The sequence below is a fragment of the Pseudomonas artemisiae genome, assembly GCF_057128685.1.
The window spans coordinates 128,308-151,533 of record NZ_JBSKHS010000012.1; the positions used below are offsets into that span (position 1 = coordinate 128,308).

General features: G+C 61.4%; 20 protein-coding genes and 1 pseudogene. 18 read left to right on the forward strand and 3 right to left on the reverse strand.

The window, feature by feature from the left end; translation table 11 throughout:
- Positions 1-26 precede the first annotated feature (26 nt).
- The 11 genes and pseudogenes from ACWKV4_RS15165 to ACWKV4_RS15215 all read left to right on the forward strand — a co-directional run bounded on the left by ACWKV4_RS15165 (position 27) and on the right by ACWKV4_RS15215 (position 12,061).
- Complete coding sequence (locus tag ACWKV4_RS15165; RefSeq protein WP_483832911.1) at positions 27-638, forward strand: biliverdin-producing heme oxygenase; 612 nt, start codon at positions 27-29, stop codon at positions 636-638.
- 61 nt (positions 639-699) lie between these two features.
- A complete protein-coding gene (locus ACWKV4_RS15170) occupies positions 700-1,104 on the forward strand; it encodes a YbaN family protein (protein WP_483832912.1) in 405 nt (134 codons plus the stop codon).
- 376 nt (positions 1,105-1,480) lie between these two features.
- Positions 1,481-2,506: pseudogene (locus ACWKV4_RS15175) on the forward strand (methyl-accepting chemotaxis protein); the annotation flags it as partial.
- A 102-nt stretch (positions 2,507-2,608) separates the two neighbouring features.
- Positions 2,609-3,364, forward strand: coding sequence for a methyl-accepting chemotaxis protein (locus ACWKV4_RS15180; protein WP_483832938.1), 756 nt, complete (start codon positions 2,609-2,611; stop codon positions 3,362-3,364).
- 78 nt (positions 3,365-3,442) lie between these two features.
- Positions 3,443-3,802 (forward strand): DUF5064 family protein, encoded by a 360-nt coding sequence (locus ACWKV4_RS15185; protein WP_483832913.1) that lies wholly within the window; start codon positions 3,443-3,445, stop codon positions 3,800-3,802.
- A gap of 81 nt (positions 3,803-3,883) precedes the next feature.
- Entirely contained in the window at positions 3,884-5,401 is a 1,518-nt protein-coding gene (locus ACWKV4_RS15190; protein WP_483832914.1) for a sigma-54-dependent transcriptional regulator, read from the forward strand.
- A 246-nt stretch (positions 5,402-5,647) separates the two neighbouring features.
- Positions 5,648-6,025 (forward strand): glycine cleavage system protein GcvH, encoded by a 378-nt coding sequence (gene gcvH, locus ACWKV4_RS15195; RefSeq protein ID WP_483832915.1) that lies wholly within the window; start codon positions 5,648-5,650, stop codon positions 6,023-6,025.
- Between the two features lie 10 nt (positions 6,026-6,035).
- Positions 6,036-8,894, forward strand: coding sequence for an aminomethyl-transferring glycine dehydrogenase (gene gcvP / locus ACWKV4_RS15200; protein ID WP_483832916.1), 2,859 nt, complete (start codon positions 6,036-6,038; stop codon positions 8,892-8,894).
- A 65-nt stretch (positions 8,895-8,959) separates the two neighbouring features.
- Complete coding sequence (locus tag ACWKV4_RS15205) at positions 8,960-10,336, forward strand: L-serine ammonia-lyase (protein ID WP_483832917.1); 1,377 nt, start codon at positions 8,960-8,962, stop codon at positions 10,334-10,336.
- A 30-nt stretch (positions 10,337-10,366) separates the two neighbouring features.
- Positions 10,367-11,488, forward strand: coding sequence for a glycine cleavage system aminomethyltransferase GcvT (gcvT, locus tag ACWKV4_RS15210; RefSeq protein ID WP_483832918.1), 1,122 nt, complete (start codon positions 10,367-10,369; stop codon positions 11,486-11,488).
- Between the two features lie 360 nt (positions 11,489-11,848).
- Positions 11,849-12,061 carry a cold-shock protein gene (locus ACWKV4_RS15215; RefSeq protein WP_003227496.1) on the forward strand — a complete coding sequence of 71 codons (213 nt, stop codon included), beginning with the start codon at positions 11,849-11,851 and terminating at the stop codon, positions 12,059-12,061.
- A gap of 141 nt (positions 12,062-12,202) precedes the next feature.
- On the opposite strand, the gene lptG is transcribed toward ACWKV4_RS15215, so the two are convergent.
- Positions 12,203-13,264 (reverse strand): LPS export ABC transporter permease LptG, encoded by a 1,062-nt coding sequence (lptG, locus tag ACWKV4_RS15220; RefSeq protein ID WP_483832919.1) that lies wholly within the window; start codon positions 13,262-13,264, stop codon positions 12,203-12,205.
- Complete coding sequence (gene lptF / locus ACWKV4_RS15225) at positions 13,261-14,379, reverse strand: LPS export ABC transporter permease LptF (protein ID WP_483832920.1); 1,119 nt, start codon at positions 14,377-14,379, stop codon at positions 13,261-13,263. Before lptF ends, lptG begins: the two co-directional genes overlap by 4 nt.
- 226 nt (positions 14,380-14,605) lie before the next feature.
- On the opposite strand from lptF, the gene ACWKV4_RS15230 reads away from it, so the two are divergent.
- From ACWKV4_RS15230 to rlmF, 6 genes are all read left to right on the forward strand, one after another.
- Positions 14,606-16,090: a leucyl aminopeptidase gene (locus tag ACWKV4_RS15230; RefSeq protein WP_483832921.1), complete on the forward strand. Its 1,485-nt coding sequence runs from the start codon at positions 14,606-14,608 to the stop codon at positions 16,088-16,090.
- A 50-nt stretch (positions 16,091-16,140) separates the two neighbouring features.
- Positions 16,141-16,569, forward strand: coding sequence for a DNA polymerase III subunit chi (locus ACWKV4_RS15235; protein ID WP_483832922.1), 429 nt, complete (start codon positions 16,141-16,143; stop codon positions 16,567-16,569).
- Between the two features lie 11 nt (positions 16,570-16,580).
- On the forward strand, positions 16,581-16,982 hold the full coding sequence (locus ACWKV4_RS15240) for a DNA polymerase III subunit chi (RefSeq protein WP_483832923.1): 402 nt from the start codon (positions 16,581-16,583) through the stop codon (positions 16,980-16,982).
- 40 nt (positions 16,983-17,022) lie between these two features.
- A complete protein-coding gene (locus ACWKV4_RS15245) occupies positions 17,023-17,298 on the forward strand; it encodes a hypothetical protein (protein ID WP_483832924.1) in 276 nt (91 codons plus the stop codon).
- Positions 17,299-17,423: 125 nt separating this feature from the next.
- On the forward strand, positions 17,424-20,270 hold the full coding sequence (locus ACWKV4_RS15250; RefSeq protein WP_483832925.1) for a valine--tRNA ligase: 2,847 nt from the start codon (positions 17,424-17,426) through the stop codon (positions 20,268-20,270).
- 112 nt (positions 20,271-20,382) lie between these two features.
- Complete coding sequence (rlmF, locus tag ACWKV4_RS15255; protein WP_483832926.1) at positions 20,383-21,306, forward strand: 23S rRNA (adenine(1618)-N(6))-methyltransferase RlmF; 924 nt, start codon at positions 20,383-20,385, stop codon at positions 21,304-21,306.
- Positions 21,307-21,349: 43 nt separating this feature from the next.
- Here rlmF and ACWKV4_RS15260 read toward each other — a convergent pair whose 3' ends face one another.
- Positions 21,350-21,631 carry an HU family DNA-binding protein gene (locus tag ACWKV4_RS15260; RefSeq protein ID WP_483832927.1) on the reverse strand — a complete coding sequence of 94 codons (282 nt, stop codon included), beginning with the start codon at positions 21,629-21,631 and terminating at the stop codon, positions 21,350-21,352.
- Positions 21,632-22,087: 456 nt separating this feature from the next.
- On the opposite strand from ACWKV4_RS15260, the gene yejK reads away from it, so the two are divergent.
- A complete protein-coding gene (gene yejK / locus ACWKV4_RS15265) occupies positions 22,088-23,095 on the forward strand; it encodes a nucleoid-associated protein YejK (protein ID WP_483832928.1) in 1,008 nt (335 codons plus the stop codon).
- Positions 23,096-23,226: the final 131 nt, after the last annotated feature.

Consider the following 23,226-nt stretch of genomic DNA (forward strand, 5'->3'; position numbering starts at 1 on the left):
TGGCCGCCGACACGGAGTTTACGACCATGCCTCTAACCACCATGCACCTGAGCACCTCCCCCCTCGCACACCCGCTGCGCTCGCAACGTCTTAACCAGGCTATCCGCAGCCCTCACGAAGCCCTGGACCGCCAAGTCAAGGCCTACGCCCCCTTCGACAACCTGGCCGGCTTCAGCCGCTTCGTAGTGGCCCAATACGGGTTCCAGGCCGAGCTTGCGCCTTTGTATAACGACCCGCGCTTGACGGCCTGCTTGCCTGAGCTACCCGCCCGCTGCCGGGCCAGCCACGCCTTGGCTGACCTTACCGACCTGGGCGTTAACGTGCCTGCGGCGGTGCCCGGCGGCCCGCTGGGCTTGAGCGTTGCCGAGGCGCTGGGCTGGCTTTTTGTCTCGGAAGGGTCGAAACTCGGCGCCGCTTTCCTGATCAAGCGCGCCGAGGCGCTAGGCTTGTCGGCAGACAAGGGCGCTCGCCATCTGGCCGAACCCCTAGGTGGGCGCGCCGCCGGCTGGAAAGCCTTTACCCAGGCCCTGGATGGCCTGACGTTGGCCGCACATGAGGAGCGCCTCGCCGAAGCGGGTGCCCTGGCAGCCTTTGAGCGCTTCACCCTGTTGTTGCAAGCGGCCTTCGCGGATGCCTAGGCTTGAACTCACTCCCGGGCCCGTCACGTACGTGGCCCGACCTGAAAAACCCTTGGTGTCAATGGCCCAGCTTCCCCCACAACGTTCTCGATTGGCCCGTATCCTTTATGGGCTGCTGGCCTATGTGTGTCTGGGCATTGGCATCGTGGCCATTTTCATCCCCGGCTTGCCGACGACCGAGTTCGTGCTGATCGCTGCCTGGGCAGCCACCCGCAGCTCCCCCCGCCTGGCTGCCTGGCTGGAGCGGCATAAGGTGTTCGGGCCAATCATCAGCAACTGGCGCAATGGCAAGGTCATTACGCGGCGCTCCAAGCTGGCGGCCACCTTCAGCATGCTGGTGTGCGCAGGCATCATGTGGGCGATGTTGCGCCACTATTGGCCTATCTACGCAGCCATTGGTGGGATGGTGCTGGTCAACTTATGGATCTGGTCGCGGCCTGAAGCGCCAAAGGCCTCCAAACCGTAATGACCGCCTATCGGGTGTGCTTCAAGGGGTAAGGCCTGGCGCCGATGGGGTGAGGTAGCCGACCCTCGGCGCGCGGGCCATTGAGCTCGCGGTTCCAAGCCTTGTCCATTGCGAGCGCCTTATGTTTCAGTCCTTGTCCATCCGCTTGAAGATCGTTCTCCTGGCAGGGTTATGCCTCGTTGCGGTGGTGGCCACCGTGGTGGGCATGAACCTGTACCAAAGCCGCCAGAACAACCTGCTGGTCAGTGATTCCAGCGAACGTATGTTGACCTTAAGCGTAGAGCAACTGCTGCTGGCCCAAGCCGCGGAAAAAGCCACCCTGCTGCAAAAAACCTACAGCGCGGACTTGATGCTCGCCAGTACGGTGGCTGAACACATGGCCCAATTGGCCGGTGTGAGTCAACGCCAGGGGTTCGACCCAGCTGCCGTGCGTGAAGAGGCCAACCGTACCCTGGCGTCCAACTTCAAGCGCAATACCGGCGTGTTGGGCGTATGGGCGATCTTCGAGCGTGATCAATTTACGGGCAAAGACGAGGCGTTCGTTGATGACGACGCCCGAGGCTCCAACGACGTTGGGCGCTTCAGCAGCTATTGGAGCCGCTACGGGGGCAGCGAAGGCGATGAAGCCATAAAAGAAGCCGACCTGTTCAAGACGGACCTCAACGCCAGCGGCCAGCCTTATAACAGCTGGTACACCTGCGCCTTGAAAAGCGGCAAGCTGTGCATGCTCGAACCTTATGCCGATACCGTAGGCAACAAAAGCGTATTAATGACCACCATCGCCGTGCCCATTCGCGTGGAAGGCAACGTAGCCGGCGTGGTGGGCGTGGATGTAGCCCTGGATTCGCTGCAAACCAGCGCCCTCAAGGCCAAGGCAGGTTTGTTCGACGGTGCCGGGCGGGTGATGGTGCTGTCCAACAAAGGCCTGCTGGCGGCCAACAGCGACGATCCAGGTACTTTGAGCAAGGCCGTGGACAACGTATTGGGCGACCAGGGCCGGGAAATTTTGCAACTGGTACAGGGCGACACCGCCAAGGTGGTGGCCCGTGGCGATCTGATCCGCGCGGTGTACCCGGTGACTCCAGTGGACGGCGTGCCAGCCTGGGGCATTGTGATCGACCTGCCGCGCCAGGTATTGCTCGCCGACGCCCTCAAACTGCAAAACGTGCTCGACCACGCGCAAACCAGCGGCACGCTGCACACCTTGCTGATAGCGATCGTCGCGGGCCTGCTAGGCCTGGCGCTGCTGTGGCTGACCGCCTCTGGCGTAACCCGGCCGATCACCAGCGTGGCGATGATGCTTAAGGACATCGCCAGTGGCGAAGGTGACCTGACCCGACGCATCGAATACGCTCGCCGTGACGAACTCGGCGAGCTGGCCAGCTGGTTCAACCGCTTCCTCGACAAGCTGCAGCCAACCATCGCACAGATCAAGCACAGCATCACCGAAGCCCGAGCCACCGCAGACCAGTCTTCGGAGATTGCCCGGCAAACCAGTGAAGGCATGCAGGTGCAGTTCCGCGAGATCGATCAGGTGGCCACCGCGTCCAACGAAATGAGTGCCACGGCCCATGAGGTGGCCAGCAGCGCCTCCAACGCAGCCAGCGCCGCCAAGGGCGCCGATCAATCCGCACGGGACGGCCTGCGCATCATCGAGCGCAGCACTCAGGACATCAACGACCTGGCCGAGGAAGTGAGCAAGGCGGTCACCGAGGTGGAAACCCTGGCAGTCAACAGCGAACAGATCGGTACCGTACTGGAGGTAATCCGCAGCATTGCCGAACAAACCAACCTGCTGGCGCTCAATGCCGCCATCGAAGCCGCGCGGGCCGGGGAAAGTGGCCGTGGCTTCGCGGTGGTTGCCGACGAAGTACGTAACCTGGCCAAACGTACCCAGGATTCGGTAGAAGAAATTCGCCAGGTGATCGAGCGCATCCAGGGCGCCACCCGTGACGTGGTGTCGACCATGCATTCAAGCCAAGGCAAGGCCCAGGAAAACGCCGTGCAGATTCTCCAGGCGTCGGCGGCCCTGTCCCGCATCAGCGAGGCAGTGGGCGTGATCAGCGACATGAACCTGCAAATCGCCAGCGCCGCCGAAGAGCAAAGCGCGGTGGCCGAAGAGGTGAACCGTAACGTGTCGGCCATTCGCAGCGTGACCGAAACCCTCACCAGCCAGGCCACGGAATCGGCTCAGGTAAGCAGCCAGCTCAATGCCCTGGCCAGCGAGCAGATGCGCTTGATGGACCCATTCAAGGTGTGACCGCACCCGCTTGGTCCAGCTATGCTGGGTGTGCCTTGCCCCGCCTAACGCGGGGCACTCACCAACGGAGCACCCGCAATGTTCGAACCTGGCCATCTGCACCTGGAGCATGAACCGGTACAACCTGAAGACGTTGCCTACCGGCTGGATATCACGTACGCCCCACAGGCCAGCGATCAGGGCCAAGTGATGCGCTTTCAGGTAACCGGGACCATTGCCGGGGCTGCTGTGAATGAAGGCTTCGACCTGCCCAGCGACCTGGCTTTCAACTTTGCCAGCGGAATCGAGCATGTGGTTCGGCGGCATGGCCTGCCCACCACCCAGGTGATTCCGCTGCACCTGCACCACCAGTACGACGCGATGTTCAACGATATTCAGCGGGCACTAGGGCGTCATTCAGGTGACCCGGTGGCCCCGGAGCACCTGGGCCACTCATAGGGGCCGGGCCAGCAACGGTTCCTTCGCTGGCGGCGGCAAGGCATAATTTGCACCTTCAGCCGTTCAGGCCCGCCCTTCGTCATGCGTATTCACGTCAGTTTCCAAGACCGCGTTGGTATCACCCAAGAGGTGCTCGCCCTGTTGGGTGCGCGCAACCTCAACCTGGATGCGGTGGAGATGGTGCCCCCTAACGTGTATATCGATGCCCCCACCCTGAGCACGGCAGTGCTCGATGAATTGCGCGGCGCGCTGTTCAGCGTGGCAGGGGTACAAGCGGTGACCGTGGTGGACATCCTGCCCGGGCAGCGCCGCCACTTGCAGCTCGATGCTCTGCTGGCGGCCATGAGCGACCCGGTGCTGGCGGTGGATTCTTCCGGTACGGTGCTGCTGGCCAACCCGGCCATGCTCTCGCTGTATGGGCGCCAGCCGGCGGGCCAGCGCCTGGACCAACTGCTCGACGAGCCAAGCCTGCTGACCGCGCTGCTGGAGAACGGCTTTCGCCTGCCCCTCAGGGAGGTTTCGGTACAGGGTGAAACCCTGTTGCTCGATGCCACGCCGATTCCCAACGCCGGGGCCCTGCTGACCTTTTACCCGCCCAATCGCATGGGCGAACGCCTGGCCGCGTTGCACCATGACCATGCCGAGGGGTTCGAGGCACTGTTGGGCGAATCCGCCGCCATCCGACAGCTCAAGGCCCGCGCCCAGCGCATCGCGACCCTGGATGCACCTTTACTGATCCAAGGCGAAACCGGCACCGGCAAGGAGCTGGTGGCGCGTGCCTGCCACGCCGCCAGTGCCCGCCACGGTTCGCCCTTCCTCGCGCTCAACTGCGCGGCCTTGCCAGAAAACCTGGCCGAGAGCGAACTGTTCGGCTATGCCCCCGGCGCCTTTACCGGGGCCCAACGCGGAGGCAAGCCTGGTTTGATGGAGCTGGCCCACCAAGGCACGGTCTTCCTGGACGAAATCGGCGAAATGTCCCCTTACCTACAAGCCAAGCTGCTGCGCTTTCTGAACGATGGCAGCTTCAGGCGCGTGGGCGGCGAGCGCGAAGTAAAGGTCAACGTGCGCATTCTCAGTGCAACCCACCGCGACCTGGGCAAGATGGTCAACGAAGGCACCTTTCGTGAAGACCTTTACTACCGCCTGAACGTACTCAACCTAGAGGTACCTCCGCTACGTGACCGGGGCCAAGACATTCTGCTCTTGGCCCGCTGGTTTATGCGCCAGGCTTGCGCGCAGATTGGTCGGCCGGTGTGCCGCCTGGCGCCTGGCACCTACCCAGCCCTGCTGGGCAATCGCTGGCCCGGTAACGTACGCCAGTTACAGAACGTGATCTTCCGCGCCGCGGCCATTTGCGAAAGCACGCTGGTAGACATTGGCGACCTGGATATCGCCGGTACCTCGGTGGCGCAACAGCGTGACAGGGAAATCCATACCCTGGAGCAAGCCATGGACGATTACGAGCGCGCGCTGCTGGAGAAACTCTATGTGGACTATCCCTCCACTCGCCAGCTCGCCGCGCGGCTCAATACTTCCCATACCGCCATTGCCAACCGCCTGCGCAAGTACGGCATTTCAGGCATACAGCGCGCTGAGTAAGGTGTGGCACGTTTACGTTACATCGTATCGAATTCAATACGCTAAAAGTCTCAATAGATAAACGACCCGCCTTTCCGGGTGTAACGTTTCCATTACAGATCTCTGACAACTAGGCCTGGTTAGCGCTCGCTAACCTCAATGAATGCGGGCTTTTCACCCGTTTGGCAATCAATTTGCAATAAAGCCTGCAATTGGCCCGTGACCCCGGGCGCTCGTTCTATGGCCTTCGGGCTTCAGGAGTGTTGCATGAGTGGTTTACGTTTTACCCCAGAGCACGAATGGCTGCGTGTTGAAGCCGATGGCAGCGTGACCGTTGGCATTACCGAATTTGCCCAGGAGGCGCTGGGCGACGTGGTGTTCGTGCAGTTGCCAGAGCTGGGTGAGCACGCTGCCCACGCCGAAGTTGCCGTGGTGGAGTCGGTCAAGGCCGCCAGCAGCGTCTACATGCCCTTGGCGGGTGAGATTCTGGAATCGAACCAAGCGCTGAGCGATGCCCCTGAACGGGTTAACGAAGCCCCACTGGGCGAAGGCTGGTTTTTCCGTTTCAAACCGACCGACGCCACCCAGCTCGATGGCCTGTTGGACCAAAGCGCCTACGATACATTGACCGCCGGCCAGGCTTGAGGAGCATTCCATGCCTTTTGACGTAGCGTTGACCACTGACAACGAATTCATCGGCCGCCACATCGGCCCTCGCGCAGTGGACGAAAAAGCCCTGCTCGACACCCTGGGCTTCGACAGCCTGCAAACCCTGACAGCGGCCGTCATCCCGGAAAGCATCAAGGGCACCAGCGTGCTGGGTAACGAAGCTGGCCAAAGCGAGGCCGAGGCCCTGGCAGCGCTCAAAGCCATCGCCGGGCAGAACCAAACCCTTAAAAGCTTGATCGGCCAGGGTTACTACAACACCCATACCCCGGCGCCGATCCTGCGTAACTTGCTCGAAAACCCAGCCTGGTACACCGCCTACACCCCCTACCAGCCGGAAATTTCCCAAGGCCGCCTGGAAGCGCTGCTGAATTTCCAGACCTTGGTCAGCGACCTTACCGGCCTGCCCATCGCCAATGCATCGCTGCTTGATGAAGCCACTGCTGCCGCCGAGGCCATGACCTTCTGCAAGCGCCTGTCGAAAAACCGCGGCGGGGGCGCGTTCTTTGCCTCTGTCCATTGCCACCCGCAGACCCTGGACGTGCTGCGCACCCGCGCCGAGCCCTTGGGTATCGAAGTGGTGGTGGGTGACGAGCAGGCTCTGGAAGATACCCGTGGCTTCTTCGGTGCCTTGCTCCAGTACCCCGCCAGCAATGGCGATGTGCTGAACTACGCCGCGGTGGTTGAGCGCTTCCATGCCAGCCAGGCCCTGGTGGCGGTAGCGGCGGACCTGCTGGCCCTAACCCTGCTCACCCCGCCAGGTGAGTTCGGCGCGGATGTAGCCATCGGTAGCGCCCAGCGCTTTGGCGTTCCCCTGGGCTTCGGCGGCCCGCACGCCGCCTATTTCTCTACCCGCGATACCTACAAGCGCGACATGCCGGGGCGCCTGGTGGGGGTTTCCATCGACCGCCATGGCAAGCCTGCCTACCGCCTGGCCATGCAAACCCGTGAGCAACACATTCGCCGGGAAAAGGCCACCAGTAACATCTGCACCGCCCAGGTACTGCTGGCCAACATTGCCAGCATGTTCGCCGTGTACCACGGGCCCGAAGGCTTACAACGCATCGCCAAACGCACCCATGCGCTGACCGCCATCCTCGCCGCCGGGCTGCGAGAAGTGGGCGTGACCGTAGAGCAGACGCACTTTTTCGACACCCTCACGTTGCGCACTGGCGCCACCACTGCCGCCCTTCACGACAAGGCCCGAGCCGCGGGCTACAACCTGCGCCAGGTGGACGCCGAGCGTGTAGGGCTGTCCCTGGACGAGACCAGCCGCCAAGCGGACGTCGAAGCCCTGTGGGCGCTGTTCTCAGACAGCCAGCAGCCGAGCTTCACCCGCCTGGCTGACAGCACCTCCAGTTCATTGCCGGCCGGGCAATTGCGCCAGGGCGCGATCCTCAGCCACCCGGTGTTCAGCCGCTATCACTCGGAAACCGAGCTGATGCGCTACCTGCGCCGCCTGGCCGACAAAGACTTGGCCCTGGACCGCACCATGATCCCCCTGGGCTCCTGCACCATGAAGCTGAACGCGGCCAGCGAGATGATTCCGGTCACCTGGGCTGAATTCGGCAATCTGCACCCCTTTGCCCCCGCCGAGCAAAGCCAGGGTTACCAGGCATTGACCGAAGAGCTGGAGGCCATGCTGTGCGCGGCCACCGGTTATGACGCCGTGTCGCTGCAGCCCAACGCCGGCTCCCAGGGCGAATACGCGGGCCTGCTGGCCATCCGCGCCTACCACCAGAGCCGCGGCGACAGCCAGCGCGACCTGTGCCTGATCCCCTCCTCCGCCCACGGCACCAACCCGGCCACCGCGCACATGGCCGGGATGCGCGTGGTGGTGACCGCCTGCGACGCCCGCGGTAACGTGGACATCGAGGACCTGCGCGCCAAGGCCCAGGAACATCGCGACCACCTGGCGGCGTTGATGATCACTTACCCATCCACCCACGGGGTGTTCGAGGAAGGCATCGGTGAAATCTGCCAGATCATCCACGACAACGGCGGCCAGGTGTATATCGACGGCGCCAATATGAACGCCATGGTGGGCCTGTGCGCCCCGGGCAAGTTCGGCGGCGACGTGTCCCACCTGAACCTGCACAAGACCTTCTGCATTCCCCACGGTGGTGGTGGCCCAGGCGTAGGCCCGATCGGGGTGAAAGCTCACCTGGCGCCCTTCATGCCAGGCCATGCTCAGCTGGCCCGCAAGGAAGGCGCTGTGTGCGCGGCCCCCTTCGGCAGCGCAAGCATTTTGCCGATTACCTGGATGTACATTCGCATGATGGGCGGCGAAGGCCTCAAGCGTGCCTCGCAGATGGCGATCCTCAATGCCAACTACATCGCTCGCCGGCTTGAAGAGCACTACCCGGTGCTCTACACCGGCAGCAACGGCCTGGTTGCGCACGAGTGCATCCTGGACCTGCGCCCTATCAAGGACAGCAGCGGCATTAGCGTGGACGACGTGGCCAAGCGTCTGATCGATTTCGGTTTCCATGCCCCGACCATGTCCTTCCCGGTGGCTGGCACCTTGATGATCGAGCCTACCGAGAGCGAGTCCAAGGAAGAACTGGACCGCTTCTGCGAGGCGATGATCTGCATTCGTAACGAAATCCGCGCGGTGGAAAACGGCACCCTGGATGCCGAGGACAACCCGCTGAAGAACGCACCCCATACCGCAGAAGAGCTAATGGGAGAATGGACCCACGGGTATAGCCGCGAACAGGCGGCCTACCCGCTGGCCTCGCTCAAGGCCGGCAAGTACTGGCCACCAGTTGGCCGCGTGGACAACGTGTTCGGTGACCGTAACCTGGTGTGCGCCTGCCCGCCCATGGAAGCCTACCAGCAAGCGTAACTCCCGAGGGGCGGCGGTACGCTGCCCCTTTTACCTGCGCATACCGGCTTGTCTTTGGAGGGATCATGTCCCTGAGTGTGTTCGATCTGTTCAAGATCGGTATTGGCCCATCCAGCTCCCATACCGTTGGCCCCATGCGGGCGGCGGTACAGTTCGCCGATGGGCTAAGGCGCGACGGCCTGCTGGCCGACGTGGCCGAGGTAAGGGTGGAGCTGTATGGTTCGTTGGGCGCTACCGGAAAAGGCCATGGCAGTGACAAGGCGGTATTGATGGGGCTGGAAGGTGAACAGCCGGATACGGTCGACACCACTACCATCGATACACGGCTGGCGGCCATTCGTGCCAGCGGGCGCCTGCGCTTGCTGGGCGAGCACGAGATTGCCTTTATCGAAAAGCAGCATCTGGTGATGATTCGCAAGCCGCTGGCCTACCATCCCAACGGCATGATTTTCCGCGCCTTCGACACTGCGGGCCTGCAACTACGCAGCCGCGAATACTACTCCGTCGGTGGCGGTTTTGTGGTGGATGACAACGCGGCGGGGGCCGACCGCATCGTGGCTGACACCACTGCGCTGGCCTGGCCCTTTACCACAGCCAAGCAGTTACTGGCCCACTGCGCCGAGCAGGGCTTGTCCGTTAGTCAGGTGATGCTGGCCAACGAGGCGGCGTGGCGCCCGGAGGCAGAAACCCGCGCCGGTTTGCTGCGCATCTGGCAGGTGATGCAGCAATGCGTCAATGCCGGTTGTGAGCACGAAGGCATCCTGCCAGGAGGCTTGAGGGTCAAGCGCCGGGCTGCGGGCCTGTACCGACAGTTACGCAGTAACCCTGAGGCGGCCCTGCGTGACAGCCTGTCGGTGCTCGATTGGGTCAACCTGTATGCGCTGGCAGTGAACGAAGAAAACGCCGCCGGTGGACGCGTGGTAACCGCGCCTACCAACGGGGCAGCCGGCATAGTGCCTGCCGTGTTGCACTATTACATGCGCTTCGTGCCTGGCAGTAACGAAGAGGGGGTGATCCGCTTCCTGCTCACCGCTGCGGCCATTGGTATTCTTTATAAAGAAAACGCGTCTATTTCGGGCGCGGAAGTGGGCTGCCAAGGTGAAGTAGGCGTGGCCTGTTCAATGGCGGCCGGGGCGTTATGTGAAGTATTAGGCGGTACGGTACAGCAGGTTGAAAACGCCGCCGAGATCGGCATGGAACATAACCTTGGGCTGACCTGCGACCCCATTGGCGGCTTGGTGCAAGTCCCTTGCATAGAGCGTAACGCCATGGGTTCGGTAAAAGCGATCAATGCGGTGCGTATGGCACTACGCGGTGACGGCCAACACCATGTGTCCTTGGACAAAGTGATCCGAACTATGCGCCAGACCGGTGCCGACATGAAGAGCAAGTATAAAGAAACGGCTCGCGGCGGCCTGGCGGTCAACATTATCGAATGCTGATGGCCAAGGCCACGGCTGAAGGAGTTAAAGGTGTCTGAAGTTCTATTAAAAACCCCATTACATGCTTTGCATCAAGCGTTGGGCGCACGCATGGTGCCTTTTGCGGGCTATGACATGCCTGTGCAATATCCCATGGGCGTACTTAAGGAGCATTTGCATACGCGGGCTCAGGCTGGTCTGTTCGATGTGTCACATATGGGGCAGATTCACCTCACCGGGCCGGGCGTAGCGGCGGCGTTGGAAGCGCTGGTACCGGTAGATATCATTGACCTGCCCGTAGGCACTCAACGTTACGCGCTGTTTACCAACGATCAAGGTGGCATTCTCGATGACCTGATGGTTGCCAAGCTTGCCCAGGACCACCTATTCCTAGTGGTCAATGCCGCCTGCAAGCACGCTGACCTGACGCACTTGCAGCAGCACTTGCCAAGCACGTGCACGATAGAGCCGGTATTCGAAGCCCGCGCCCTGCTCGCCCTACAGGGCCCTAAAGCCGCCGATGTGCTGGCGCGCCTGCAACCGGCCGTTGCCAGCATGACCTTTATGCAATTCACAGCCCTGGACATAGACGGCGCCTCCTGTTTCGTCAGCCGCTCCGGCTACACCGGTGAGGACGGCTATGAGATTTCGGTACCTAGCGACCAGGCCGAACGTCTGGCCCAGCGTTTGCTGGCTGAACCTGAGGTAGCACCTATCGGGCTTGGCGCGCGGGATTCGTTACGATTGGAAGCAGGCCTATGCCTGTACGGCCATGACATGAACGAGACACTGACTCCGGTCGAAGCCAACCTGGGCTGGGCGATCTCCAAGGCACGGCGTGTGGACGGGCCACGGGCGGGCGGCTTCCCAGGCGCGGAGCGGATCTTCACCCAGCAGCGGGAAGGCGTGGCGCGCAAACGCGTAGGCGTGCTGCCTCAAGACCGCATGCCAGTGCGCGAAGGCGCTGAAGTGCTGGATACCGAAGGCAAAACAGTGGGCCAGGTGTGCAGCGGCGGCTTTGGCCCTACCCTGAACGCACCGGTGGCCATGGCCTGGGTCGACACGCACCTTAGTGCGCCAGGCACTGAACTACAGGCACTAGTACGGGGCAAAAAGGTAGCGGTGAAAGTGGCACCCATGCCGTTCGTGGCGCAACGTTACTACCGCGGCTAAATGCCTTGGCGAAGCTGTACTGTCATAGAGGCGTCATGGCGCTGTGTTTGCATAGCAAACCCTGCTGTTACCCGCTCGTAATAACGGGCGGTTTTGTTGTGCCAGGTTGTTTGGAATAAGGCCGCGCGGTCATACTTGAAAGGCAAGAATGCATCCTGTTCCAGGGCTTGTTTTTGCAACTGAAGTTAGCGTAGAGTCTTGCCGACTGTGTTTGCATGGGTCGCTATGGTTCGTGACCTGGGCAGTAGCGTTAGACTTTGCTACAACCCGTTCGACGGCTCTTACCTTCCTGCAACCAGCAACAGCGTTCTTCATTTGAAGAGCAGCTGACATTAATTTTGAGTTCCAAGGAAATAAGATATGAGCACCCGTCAGAGCGGTACCGTCAAGTGGTTTAACGACGAGAAAGGTTTTGGTTTTATCACTCCCGAGAGCGGTCCGGACCTGTTCGTACATTTCCGCGCTATCCAGGGTAATGGCTTCAAAAGCCTGAAAGAAGGCCAGAAAGTAACCTTCGTTGCCGTGCAAGGCCAGAAGGGCATGCAGGCTGACGAAGTTCAAGCCGAAGCCTGATCTTCTTGCCATAAAAAGCCCCGACTGGAAACAGCCGGGGCTTTTTTATACCTGTTCTACCTGTAGGCGCCAGCAAAGCTGGCGAACATTACCTGATAAGGCCAGCTTCGCTGGCTCCTACAGTGGCCCCAAGAAAGGGTATTACCCTGCCCGCTTCAGCAGCCACGCACCGGCCAGGGCACAGACTGCCGCGGGCAATGCCACGGCCAACAATGGCGGGAAGCCAAAGACCAGGCTGGATGGACCCAACAGGTCCTGGGCAATACGGAACACGAAGCCTACCAGTACCCCCGTGAACACCCGTTGGCCCAGGGTCACCGAACGCAGCGGGCCGAAGATAAAGGAGATGGCCATCAGCACCAAGGCGGCGGTTACCAGTGGTTGAAGCACCTTGGTCCAGAATGCCAGCCAGTACTTGCCGCTGTTCAGGCCCTGGGCACTAAGGTAATGGATGTAATCCCACAAACCTGTGATGGACAGCGATTCCGGTGCCAGCACTACCGTACTCAGCAACTGAGGCGTAAGCGCCACGTTCCAGCGTTCGGTCTCGGCCGGTACCACTTCGGTGTGATTCTCCTTGAACAGGGTGGTGGTTACTTCGCTCAATACCCAATGGTCCTGCTCGTACACCGCCTTGCGGGCGAAGCTCGATTGCAGCAGGTGGCGCTGGTCATCGAACTCATACCGGGTCACGCCATACAGCAAGCCTTGGGGCTGTACGGTGTTGATATGGATGTACTCATTGCCCTGGCGGTGCCACAGGCCATGCTTACCGCTTTGGGCATCCCCGCCACCCTGGGCCAGCGAACGAGCCGCCTGCGCCTGGTCTTCCGCTGGCGGGGCCACGTACTCACCGATCAGCACGCCGGCAACCATCAACACCAGCATGGGTTTCATCACCGCCCACACGATGCGGGGCACCGAGACGCCCGCGGCGCGCATAATCGTCAGTTCGCTGCTGCTGGCCAGGCTGCCCAGGCCGATCAAACAGCCGATAAGCGCGGACATGGGTAACAGCTCATACAAACGCCGAGGCGCCGTGAGCATCACATACCAGCCTGCGTTACCCAGGGTATAGGTATCGCTGAGGTCGCTCAGTTCATCGATCAACGCGAACAGCGAGGCCAGGCCCAGGATAATGCCCAGCACCGCGAGTATGGCGACGAATACGCTACGGCCAATGTAGCCATCGAGCTTTTTCATTTCGCCCCCTCCACGCGAGCCTGGCGCTGCGCCCGGGCAAGCTTCCAGGGGCCCCACCCCATCATGCCCGCGCCAATGGCCAGGAACAGTACGTGTACCCACCACAGGCCCAAGGCCATCGGCACACGGCCTTTTTCAAGGGCACTGCGCAGGGAGATCAAAATGGTGAGGTAGGCCATGTACAGCAGGATGGCCGGCAATAGCTTGAGAAAACGGCCTTGACGAGGGTTCACTCTGGCCAAGGGCACGGCCATTATCGCGACCACGAATACCAGCAAGGGTAGCGACAGGCGCCATTGCAGCTCGGCGCGGTCCCGCCGTTCGTCGGAAGCGAACAGGGTACGGGTCGGTATCGCCTCCCGCTCACTGATGTCCTCGCTCACCTCAGGTCGCGGCAGCATCACGCCGTAGGTTTCATAGTGGATCGCGCGGTAATCGGGCTGCCCCGGGTTGCCATCGTAGCGATAGCCGTTTTCCAGGATCAGGTAACGGTTGCCGTGGGGGTCAACCTCTTGACGGCCCTTGTCGGCCACCAATACAGAAATGCCACGGTCTTTCTTGCCGTCGCCGGATTCGCGTTTTTCCGAGATAAACACGCCGCCCAGGTTAACCCGATCATCGGAGAGCTCTTCGGTGTAGGTCACCCGCGAGCCATCGCGCAGCATCTGGAAACGCCCCGGCACCAAGGTATCGAACTCGGTAAGGGCATCCTGTTGGTTAAGGATTTGCGCCACCCGCGCCACGCCCTGCGGCGCCAGGCCCAGGCTCAGCCAGGCGACCAGCAGCGCGACCAGGGTGGCTGGCGCCATGGTGATGGCCAGCAGGCGCTGCTGGCTCATGCCGGTAGCCGACAGTACGGTCATCTCGCTTTCCAGGTACAACCGTCCATAGGCAAGCAGAATGCCCAGGAACAGGCCCAGGGGCAGGATCAGCTGGAGGAAGCCCGGCAGCCGGTAACCCATGATCTGGAACAATACCCCCGGGTCGAGGGCGCCGCTGGCGGCCTGAGCCAGGTACTTGATGAAGCGCCCGCTCATGATGATGACCAGCAACACCGCGCTTACAGCGCTGAGGGTCACCAGGACTTCGCGGGATAAATAGCGGAAAACGATCAAACCAGACACTCCGGGGTTACCAGGCTCAGCGACCATCTGCCTGCATGGCGCGCGCAGGCCCAACGGAAAAAGTGCGCGCATTATCCTGTGAATAGCGGTGGCTGTCACTTGGCGGCGCGCCTGGGGTTGTCAGGGGCCAAGGCTCAGGCTCAAACTGGGCGCTTATGCGTGAATACCCGTGGCGATAAGCCGCGCTGAAGTCGATCAATTGATTAGGGACCGCTAAATGGAACTGCTTGTAAAAAGCGTAAACGCCGAAACGCTCAAGACCGCCACTCTCGTGGTACCGGTCAGCGAAGGTCGTACCTTGGGCGCGGTAGCTCGCACGCTCGACGAACAAAGCAACGGGGCGATCAGCGCGGTGCTCAAGCGCGGCGACCTGGAAGGTAAGTCCGGCCAGACCCTGCTGCTGCATACGCTGCCTGGTGTGCGCGCCGAGCGCGTACTGCTGCTTGGCATCGGTAAAGACACCCTAAATGACCGTCAATGGCGCAAAGCGATCACCGCCGCCGTTGGCGTGCTGAAAAACCTCGGCGGCGCCGATGCCGCCCTGGCCCTGGACGAAGTGGTCGTAGGCGGCCGCGACACCTATGGCAAGGCACGCCTGTTGGCCGAAAGCGTACTCGATGCCAGCTACGTGTTCGAGCGCTACAAGAGCAAGAAAGCCGAACCCCGCGCCCTGAAAAAACTCATTCTGGTCACTGGCAAGGCCGACACCGCCGAAGTAGAGCGCGCCGTGCAGCATGCTCGCGCCATCGGCCTGGGCATGAGCCTGACCCGCGACCTGGGCAATATGCCGCCGAACGTGTGCCACCCTACCTTCCTGGGTGAGCTGGCCAAGAGCATGGCCAAAGAGCACAAGGGCCTTAAGGTCGAAGTTCATGACGAAAAGAAACTCCAGCAATTGGGCATGGGTTCGTTCATGGCCGTGGCTCAGGGCAGCGCCCAGCCACCACGCCTGATCGTCGCTCAGTACCAGGGCGCCGACAAGAACGAGCAGCCTTATGTGCTGGTGGGCAAAGGCATCACCTTCGACACCGGCGGCATCAGCATCAAGCCAAGCGCCGGCATGGACGAAATGAAATTCGACATGTGTGGCGCCGCCAGCGTCTTCGGCACCTTGCGCGCCGTGCTGGAACTGCAGTTGCCCATCAACCTGGTGTGCCTGATGGCCTGCGCCGAGAACATGCCCAGCGGCACCGCAACCCGGCCAGGCGACATCGTCGAGACCATGAGCGGGCAAACCGTGGAAATCCTTAACACCGACGCCGAAGGCCGCCTGGTGCTGTGCGATACCCTGACCTACGCCGAGCGCTTCAAGCCCAAGGCGGTCGTGGACATCGCCACCCTCACCGGTGCCTGTGTAGTCGCCCTGGGTGGCCACACCTCTGGGCTGTTGGGCAACAACGATGGCCTGATTCAAGACCTGCTGTCTGCGGGCCAGCGCGCCGATGACCGTGCCTGGCAGCTGCCGCTATTCGAAGAATACCAGGAGCAACTGGACAGCCCCTTCGCCGACATCGCCAACATTGGCGGCCCCAAGGCAGGCACCATCACCGCGGCCTGCTTCCTGTCGCGCTTCGCCAAAAACTTCGAATGGGCCCACCTGGACATCGCCGGCACGGCCTGGACCAGCGGCAAGGACAAAGGCGCCACTGGCCGTCCAGTGCCGTTGCTGACCCAGTACCTGCTCGACCGCGCCGCGGTTTGAGATAAACGTTTGCCGGGTTGGCCGATGCCGGCCCGGCAGCGCTCGATGCCATGACCCAAGTCGACTTTTATATTCTGCCCACGCCGCTGCCTTCAGCGCGGCTGGACTTCGCCTGCAAGCTGGCCGAGAAAGCCTGGCGGCTGGGGCACCAAGTGCATGTGCACTGCGCCGATGCCGACCAGCGAAACGCACTTGATGCCCGCCTGTGGGCGTTCAAGGGCGAAAGCTTCGTGCCCCACAGCCAAGCGGACGACCCTGCCCAGGCACCGGTGACCCTGGGCCTGAACACACCTGCGGGAGACACGGGCGACCTGCTGATCAACCTTACCCTGGCGGTGCCAAGCTTCATTGGGCGCTTCGCCCGGGTGGCCGAAATCGTCATTGCCGACCCGCCCGTGCGCAACCAAGCCCGGGAGAATTTCCGCTTCTATCGCGAACAGGGCTATCCTTTACAGGATCATCGTCTGACGCGTATTTGAGTGCCCCTTTGATGGACAAGCCCACCCCTTTGCCCGATTCCACTCAGTTGCTCGATGACCTGGAGTCTATCCGCCGGCTGCTGGGGGACGACTCCCTGGAACCGCCGGTACTCACCGAGACCGTGGTGGAGCCCGCGCACGAGCCTATTGCGCTGTTGTTCGAAGCCGTAGAGCCGCCGACGCTGCAACCGGAGGATATTCCCGTGCTGGTTTCGGTGGCCGAGCCCACCGGCCCTACACCCGCGCAAAATCGCCAGGACACCCTGTTGCACCTGGATGCCGAACTGCGCGAGGCCGCTCGGCGGATCATGCAAGATGTGATTGACGACTTCGCGCCCCATATTGAAACCGAGATCAAGCGGCGGCTGGAGGCAAGGATGCAGCGCCTGCTGGATAGGCCAGCCGGGGCTTGAACATCCCCTGCCCATGTACCGATACGTGCCGAGAGACGCAATGAAACCTACCTGTCTTGCAGTGTTGCTGAGCGCGCTAAGCCTGCCCGCACTGGCGCAGAACCCGTTCACGCCAAGCCCTTCCATGGCGCAAGCCTACTCAGTGGTGGCGGTGAACCAGCAGGCCGAAACCCAGCGCCGCCACGCTGCCGAGAACGCACGCCAGGCCCAGCGCGCGGCAGAGTACCGCCGCCAGGATCAACGCGCCGCTCAACAGCGTGAACGCCTGCGCCTGGAGGCCCTGCGCAAGCGCCAGCAGGCCGAACAGGCGCGCTGACTCGTCAGAGGGTAGGCGTCGCCCGCGTCTGCTTCGACTAGGCGGATGCCGCCTACACCCTGAGCGCCCTTGACGTTATACTGTGCGGCTTTCCCGAATACTTGCCTTACAGGGCCCTGCCGCGCATGGACAAGACTTACCAGCCGCACGCCATCGAAACTTCCTGGTACCAGACCTGGGAAGCGCAGAACTACTTCGCGCCCCAGGGCTCCGGCGACCCGTACACCATCATGATCCCGCCGCCAAACGTGACCGGTAGCCTGCACATGGGCCATGGCTTTAACAACGCCATCATGGACGCGCTCATTCGCTTCCGCCGAATGCAGGGCCGCAATACCCTGTGGCAGCCGGGCACCGACCACGCCGGCATCGCCACCCAGATGCTGGTAGAGCGCCAGCTCGAAGCCAAGGGGCAGAACCGCCACGATTTGGGCCGCGAGAAATTTCTGGAGAAGGTCTGGGAATGGAAGGGCCAGTCCGGCGGCAACATCAGCCGGCAGATCCGCCGCCTGGGCTCCTCGGTGGACTGGACCCGCGAGCGTTTCACCATGGACGACGGCCTGTCCGAGGCGGTGAAGGAAGCCTTCGTGCGCTTGCATGAAGACGGCCTGATTTACCGTGGCAAGCGCCTGGTGAACTGGGATACCAAGCTGCACACCGCCATCTCGGACCTGGAAGTGGAAAACCACGACGAGAAGGGCCACCTATGGAACCTGCGTTACCCGCTGGCCGATGGCGCTACCACCGCAGAAGGCAACGCCTACCTGATCGTGGCCACCACCCGCCCAGAGACCATGCTGGGCGACGCCGCCGTGGCGGTGAACCCCAGTGACGAACGCTACCAGGCGCTGATTGGCCAGTTTGTCGAGCTGCCTTTGGTGGGCCGACGCATCCCCATCATCGCCGATGACTACTGCGACCCTGAATTCGGTACCGGCTGCGTGAAGATCACGCCCGCCCACGACTTCAACGACTACGAAGTAGGCAAGCGTCATAACCTGCCACTGCTGAACATCTTCGACAAGAACGCTCAAGTATTGGCCAGTGCCCAAGTGTTCAACCTCGACGGCAGCGTGAATAGCCAGATCGACGCCAACCTTCCCGCCCAATACGCAGGGCTGGATCGCTTCGAGGCGCGCAAGCGTATCGTGGCGGACTTCGACACTGCCGGCCTGTTGGTGAGCGTGGACGACCATGCCCTAAAGGTGCCCAAGGGTGATCGCTCCGGCACGGTGATCGAGCCCTGGCTCACCGACCAGTGGTACGTTTCCACCAAGCCGCTGGCAGAACCGGCCATTGCCGCCGTGGAAAACGGTGACATCCAGTTCGTGCCCAAGCAATACGAGAACATGTACTTCTCCTGGATGCGCGACATCCAGGACTGGTGCATCAGCCGTCAGCTGTGGTGGGGCCATCGCGTGCCTGCCTGGTACGATGACAGCGGCAAGGTCTATGTGGGCCGCAGCGAAGCCGAAGTGCGCGCCAAGCATGGCCTGGGCGCCGAGGTGAAGCTCGAACAGGACACCGACGTCCTGGACACTTGGTTCAGCTCCGGGCTGTGGACGTTCTCCACCCTGGGCTGGCCAGAACAGACCGAATTCCTCAAGACGTTCCACCCCACCGATGTATTGGTCACCGGCTTCGACATTATTTTCTTCTGGGTCGCCCGGATGATCATGCTGACCCTGCACCTGGTAAAAAACCCAGACGGCACGCCGCAGATGCCATTCAAAACCGTGTACGTGCATGGTTTGGTGCGCGATGGCCAAGGGCAGAAGATGTCCAAGTCCAAGGGCAACGTGCTCGACCCACTGGATATCGTCGACGGCATCACCCTCGACGCCCTGCTGGAAAAACGCACCAGCGGCCTGATGCAGCCCAAGCTTGCGGACAAAATCGCCAAGCAGACCCGCGCAGAATTCCCTGAAGGCATCGACAGCCACGGTACCGACGCCCTGCGCTTTACCTTCTGCTCCCTGGCATCTACCGGCCGTGACATCAAGTTCGACATGGGCCGTGTGGAAGGCTACCGCAACTTCTGCAACAAAATCTGGAACGCTGCCCGCTATGTATTGGACAAGGGCGAAGACTGCGGCCAGAACGGTGAGACGGTAGAGCTGTCCCTGGCGGACCGCTGGATCATCTCCCAATTGCAGCGCACCGAAGCCGAAGTGACCCGCCAGTTAGAGCAGTTCCGTTTCGACCTGGCGGCGCAGGCGCTGTACGAATTTATCTGGAATCAGTACTGCGACTGGTACCTGGAACTGTCCAAGCCGGTGCTATGGGACGAAAACGCACCCGTGGAACGCCAACGTGGCACCCGCCGCACCCTGGTACGGGTGTTGGAAGTCGCGCTGCGTCTGGCTCATCCCTTCATGCCCTTCATCACCGAGGAAATCTGGCAGCGCCTGGCGCCGCTGGCCGGTATCGAAGGCAAGACCATCATGCTTCAACCATGGCCTGTCGCCGTGGAGGCGCGTATCGATGAAGCAGCCGAGCGCGACATCGAATGGGTGAAGGAGCTGATGCTGGGCGTGCGTAACATTCGTGGCGAGATGAACATCGGCCCGGGCAAGCCGTTGCAGGTGTTCCTCAACCATGCCAGCGACGAAGACCGTCGGCGCTTGGCGGAGAATGAGCACTTGTTGCGCAAGCTGGCCAAGATCGAATCCTTCACCGTGCTTGGCGCCGGCCAAGAGGCACCGCTGAGCGCCACGGCGCTGGTAGGCGAACTGGAGGTGCTGGTGCCCATGGCGGGCCTGATTGACAAAGGCGCGGAGTTGGCTCGCTTGGATAAAGAAATCCAACGCCTGCAAGGGGAGGTCCAGCGCGTGGGTGGCAAGCTATCCAATGCCGCCTTCGTGGACAAAGCCCCACCGGCGGTGATCGACAAAGAGCGCGCCAAGATGGCCGAAGCCGAGCAAGCCCTGGCCAAGCTGGCCGAGCAGCACGCGCGTATCAGCTCGCTATAGGCTCGCTGCAGGCTCTTTGTAAGCTCTCTGCAGGCTCGTTGCCACCCTTGGCGGCGAGCTGCTGCCCTTACTTCCCGTACAGGGCGGCTCGCCGTTTCTTATGGTCCCTTCTATGAAAGCCACGCTGCACCCTCGCAACCGGCACCAAGGCCGTTACGACTTTCCCAAGCTGATTCAGGGCACGCCGGAACTGGCAGCCTTTGTGATTCGCAACCCCTATGGCAAAGAAAGCATCGACTTCGCCAACCCCGACGCCGTACGGGTATTCAACCGAGCCCTGCTCAAGGCCCTCTATGGCGTGCGGTTTTGGGATATTCCCGCCGGTTACCTGTGCCCACCGGTGCCGGGGCGAGCTGATTATGTGCACGGCGTGGCCGACCTACTGGCCGCCGATTTTGAAAATGCGCCTCCACGGGGCGCGGGCGTGCGCGCGCTGGATATCGGCACGGGCGCCAACTGCATCTACCCCCTGCTGGGCCACTTGGATTATCGCTGGCGCTTTGTAGGCTCGGATATTGACCCTATAGCCTTGGCCTCCGCCCAGGCCATCGCCCAAGCCAATGGCCTGGGCAAGGCCATCGAGCTGCGTCAGCAGCCTAACCCTGCGCATATCCTCAAAGGTGTGCTACAAGAGGTAGATCGCTTCGATGTGACCTTCTGCAACCCGCCCTTCCATGCCTCGGCCCAAGAAGCCGTTGTCGGCAGTCAACGAAAATGGCGAGCCCTGGGCAAGGCAGACCCTAGCCGCACGCTACCCATGCTTAACTTTGGCGGGCAAAACAATGAGCTGTGGTGCGAGGGTGGCGAGCTGCGCTTTATCAGCCGCCTGATCGAAGAGAGCGTCGCTTACGGGCCACAGGTGCGCTGGTTCACCTCCTTGGTGTCCAAGGCATCGAACCTGCCTCCCCTGCGGGCGCTACTCAAGCGCGTGAAAGCATTCGAGGTCCAGGAAGTTGCCATGGGCCAAGGGCAGAAGCAAAGCCGCTTTCTGGCCTGGACTTTCCAAACGCCTGAGCAACGTAAACGCCAGGCATAAAAAAACCGTGCCCTGGGGCACGGTTATGACAGCAGGCAACAAATTACTTGTTGATCGCGTCGGTCAGCACTTTGGCAGGAACGAACTTCACCACTTTCTTGGCGGCGATTTCGATAGCGGCGCCGGTGGATGGGTTACGACCGGTGCGTGCAGGGCGCTCGTTGACTTTCAGCTTGCCGATACCTGGCAGGGTGATTTCTTCGCCGTTTTCCAGCTGGTCGGCAACGATCTGGCCAAGCTGCTCCAGAGCGTTCTTGGCGGTAGCTTTTGGCGCGTCTACAGCTTCAGCGATGTCAGCGATCAGTTGGTCTTTGGTAAGTGCCATGTGGTTTTTCTTCCCTTTCAAATTCGTTGGGTTGCCAGAGCAACGTCAGCCGTCGGACCGGCCCCAGCGGGGCCCGGCGTCTGATTACAGCCACGCCAATCGGCAAATGTAGATGCCCGAAACCTTGTTTGGTTCGAGCTTATAGCCACTGCCTGGCCTGGTACAAAAACGGGCTCGCCAATTTTTCGTACAGAGCCTAACGCTGGGGCCATCGGCCTAAGCCATTGGCCCACCCGCGTAAGAGCCGGCAAAACTAGCACAGAGCCAAAGAAATATCCGCCACAAAGGCAGTAAATATTAACGTTTATTGACCTTTTGGCTAAAAAATAGACAAATACTGACCCTGGCCACCGCTTGGGCCCACCAGCGCGGGGCACACCACCGCGCTTGGCGCTTTGTACGCCGCAAGGGGCAGTTACGGTACACTTGGCGTTTTCCGCTATTCCCGAGACGTCCATGCCGATCCGTCACTGCATCGTTCACTTGATCGATAAAAAGCCCGATGGAACCCCTGCGGTGTTGCATGCCCGCGAGCGCGAACTGGAGCCCTCCCAGGCCCTGGATGACATGCTCGCTGACCTGAATGAAAGCTACAACGCCAAGCAAGGCAAAGCGTGGGGGTTGTTCCACCCGGAATCCGGCGCCTACCCCTTCAGCGGCTGGCTCAAGGCCTACCTTGAAGGCGAGCGTGACTTCACTGCGTTTTCCAAGGAAGCGGTGGAGCACCTGCAAAAGCTGATGGAAGAATCCAACCTCTCGGTAGGCGGCCACGTGCTTTTTGCTCATTACAACCAGGGCATGACGGACTACCTGGCCATCGCCCTGCTGCACCATAGCGATGGCGTGGCGGTGAACGCCGAACTCGACGTCACACCCTCCCGCCACCTGGACCTGGGCCAACTGCACCTGGCCGCGCGTATCAATGTGTCGGAATGGCAGAACAACAAGCAGTCCAAGCAGTACATTTCGTTTATCAAGGGCAAGAACGGCAAGAAGGTGTCGGATTACTTCCGGGACTTCATCGGCTGCCAGGAGGGCGTAGACGGGCCAGGCGAGACTCGCGCCCTGCTCAAGGCCTTCAGCGACTACGTGGAAAGCGAAGACCTGCCCGAAGAGGCTACCCGGGAAAAAACCAAGGCACTGGTGGACTACGCCACTTCGCAGAGCCGTCAGGGTGAACCGGTAGAGCTGGAAGAGCTGTCCGGGCTGATCGACGAAGACCGGCCACGTGCGTTCTACGATCACATCCGTAACAAAGACTACGGGCTATCCCCCGAGATCCCGGCGGACAAACGCACCCTCAACCAATTCCGCCGCTTTACCGGCAGGGCCGAAGGCCTGTCCATTAGTTTCGAGGCGCACCTACTGGGCTCGAAGGTGGAATACGACGAAACGGCCGGCACCCTGACCATCAAGGGGCTGCCGACGCAGCTGACGGATCAGCTGAAGCGGCGCAAGGATTGAGGTACGGCGATTTTTAGATGTGTTTTTCGCCAGCTCCGCTGGCTCCTACAACCGGTGAACTGCGCCCCAAATGTTGGACACCTATCCAACCTTATGGGGCGTTTTTCATGGGTAAGTACTCAAAAGACTTC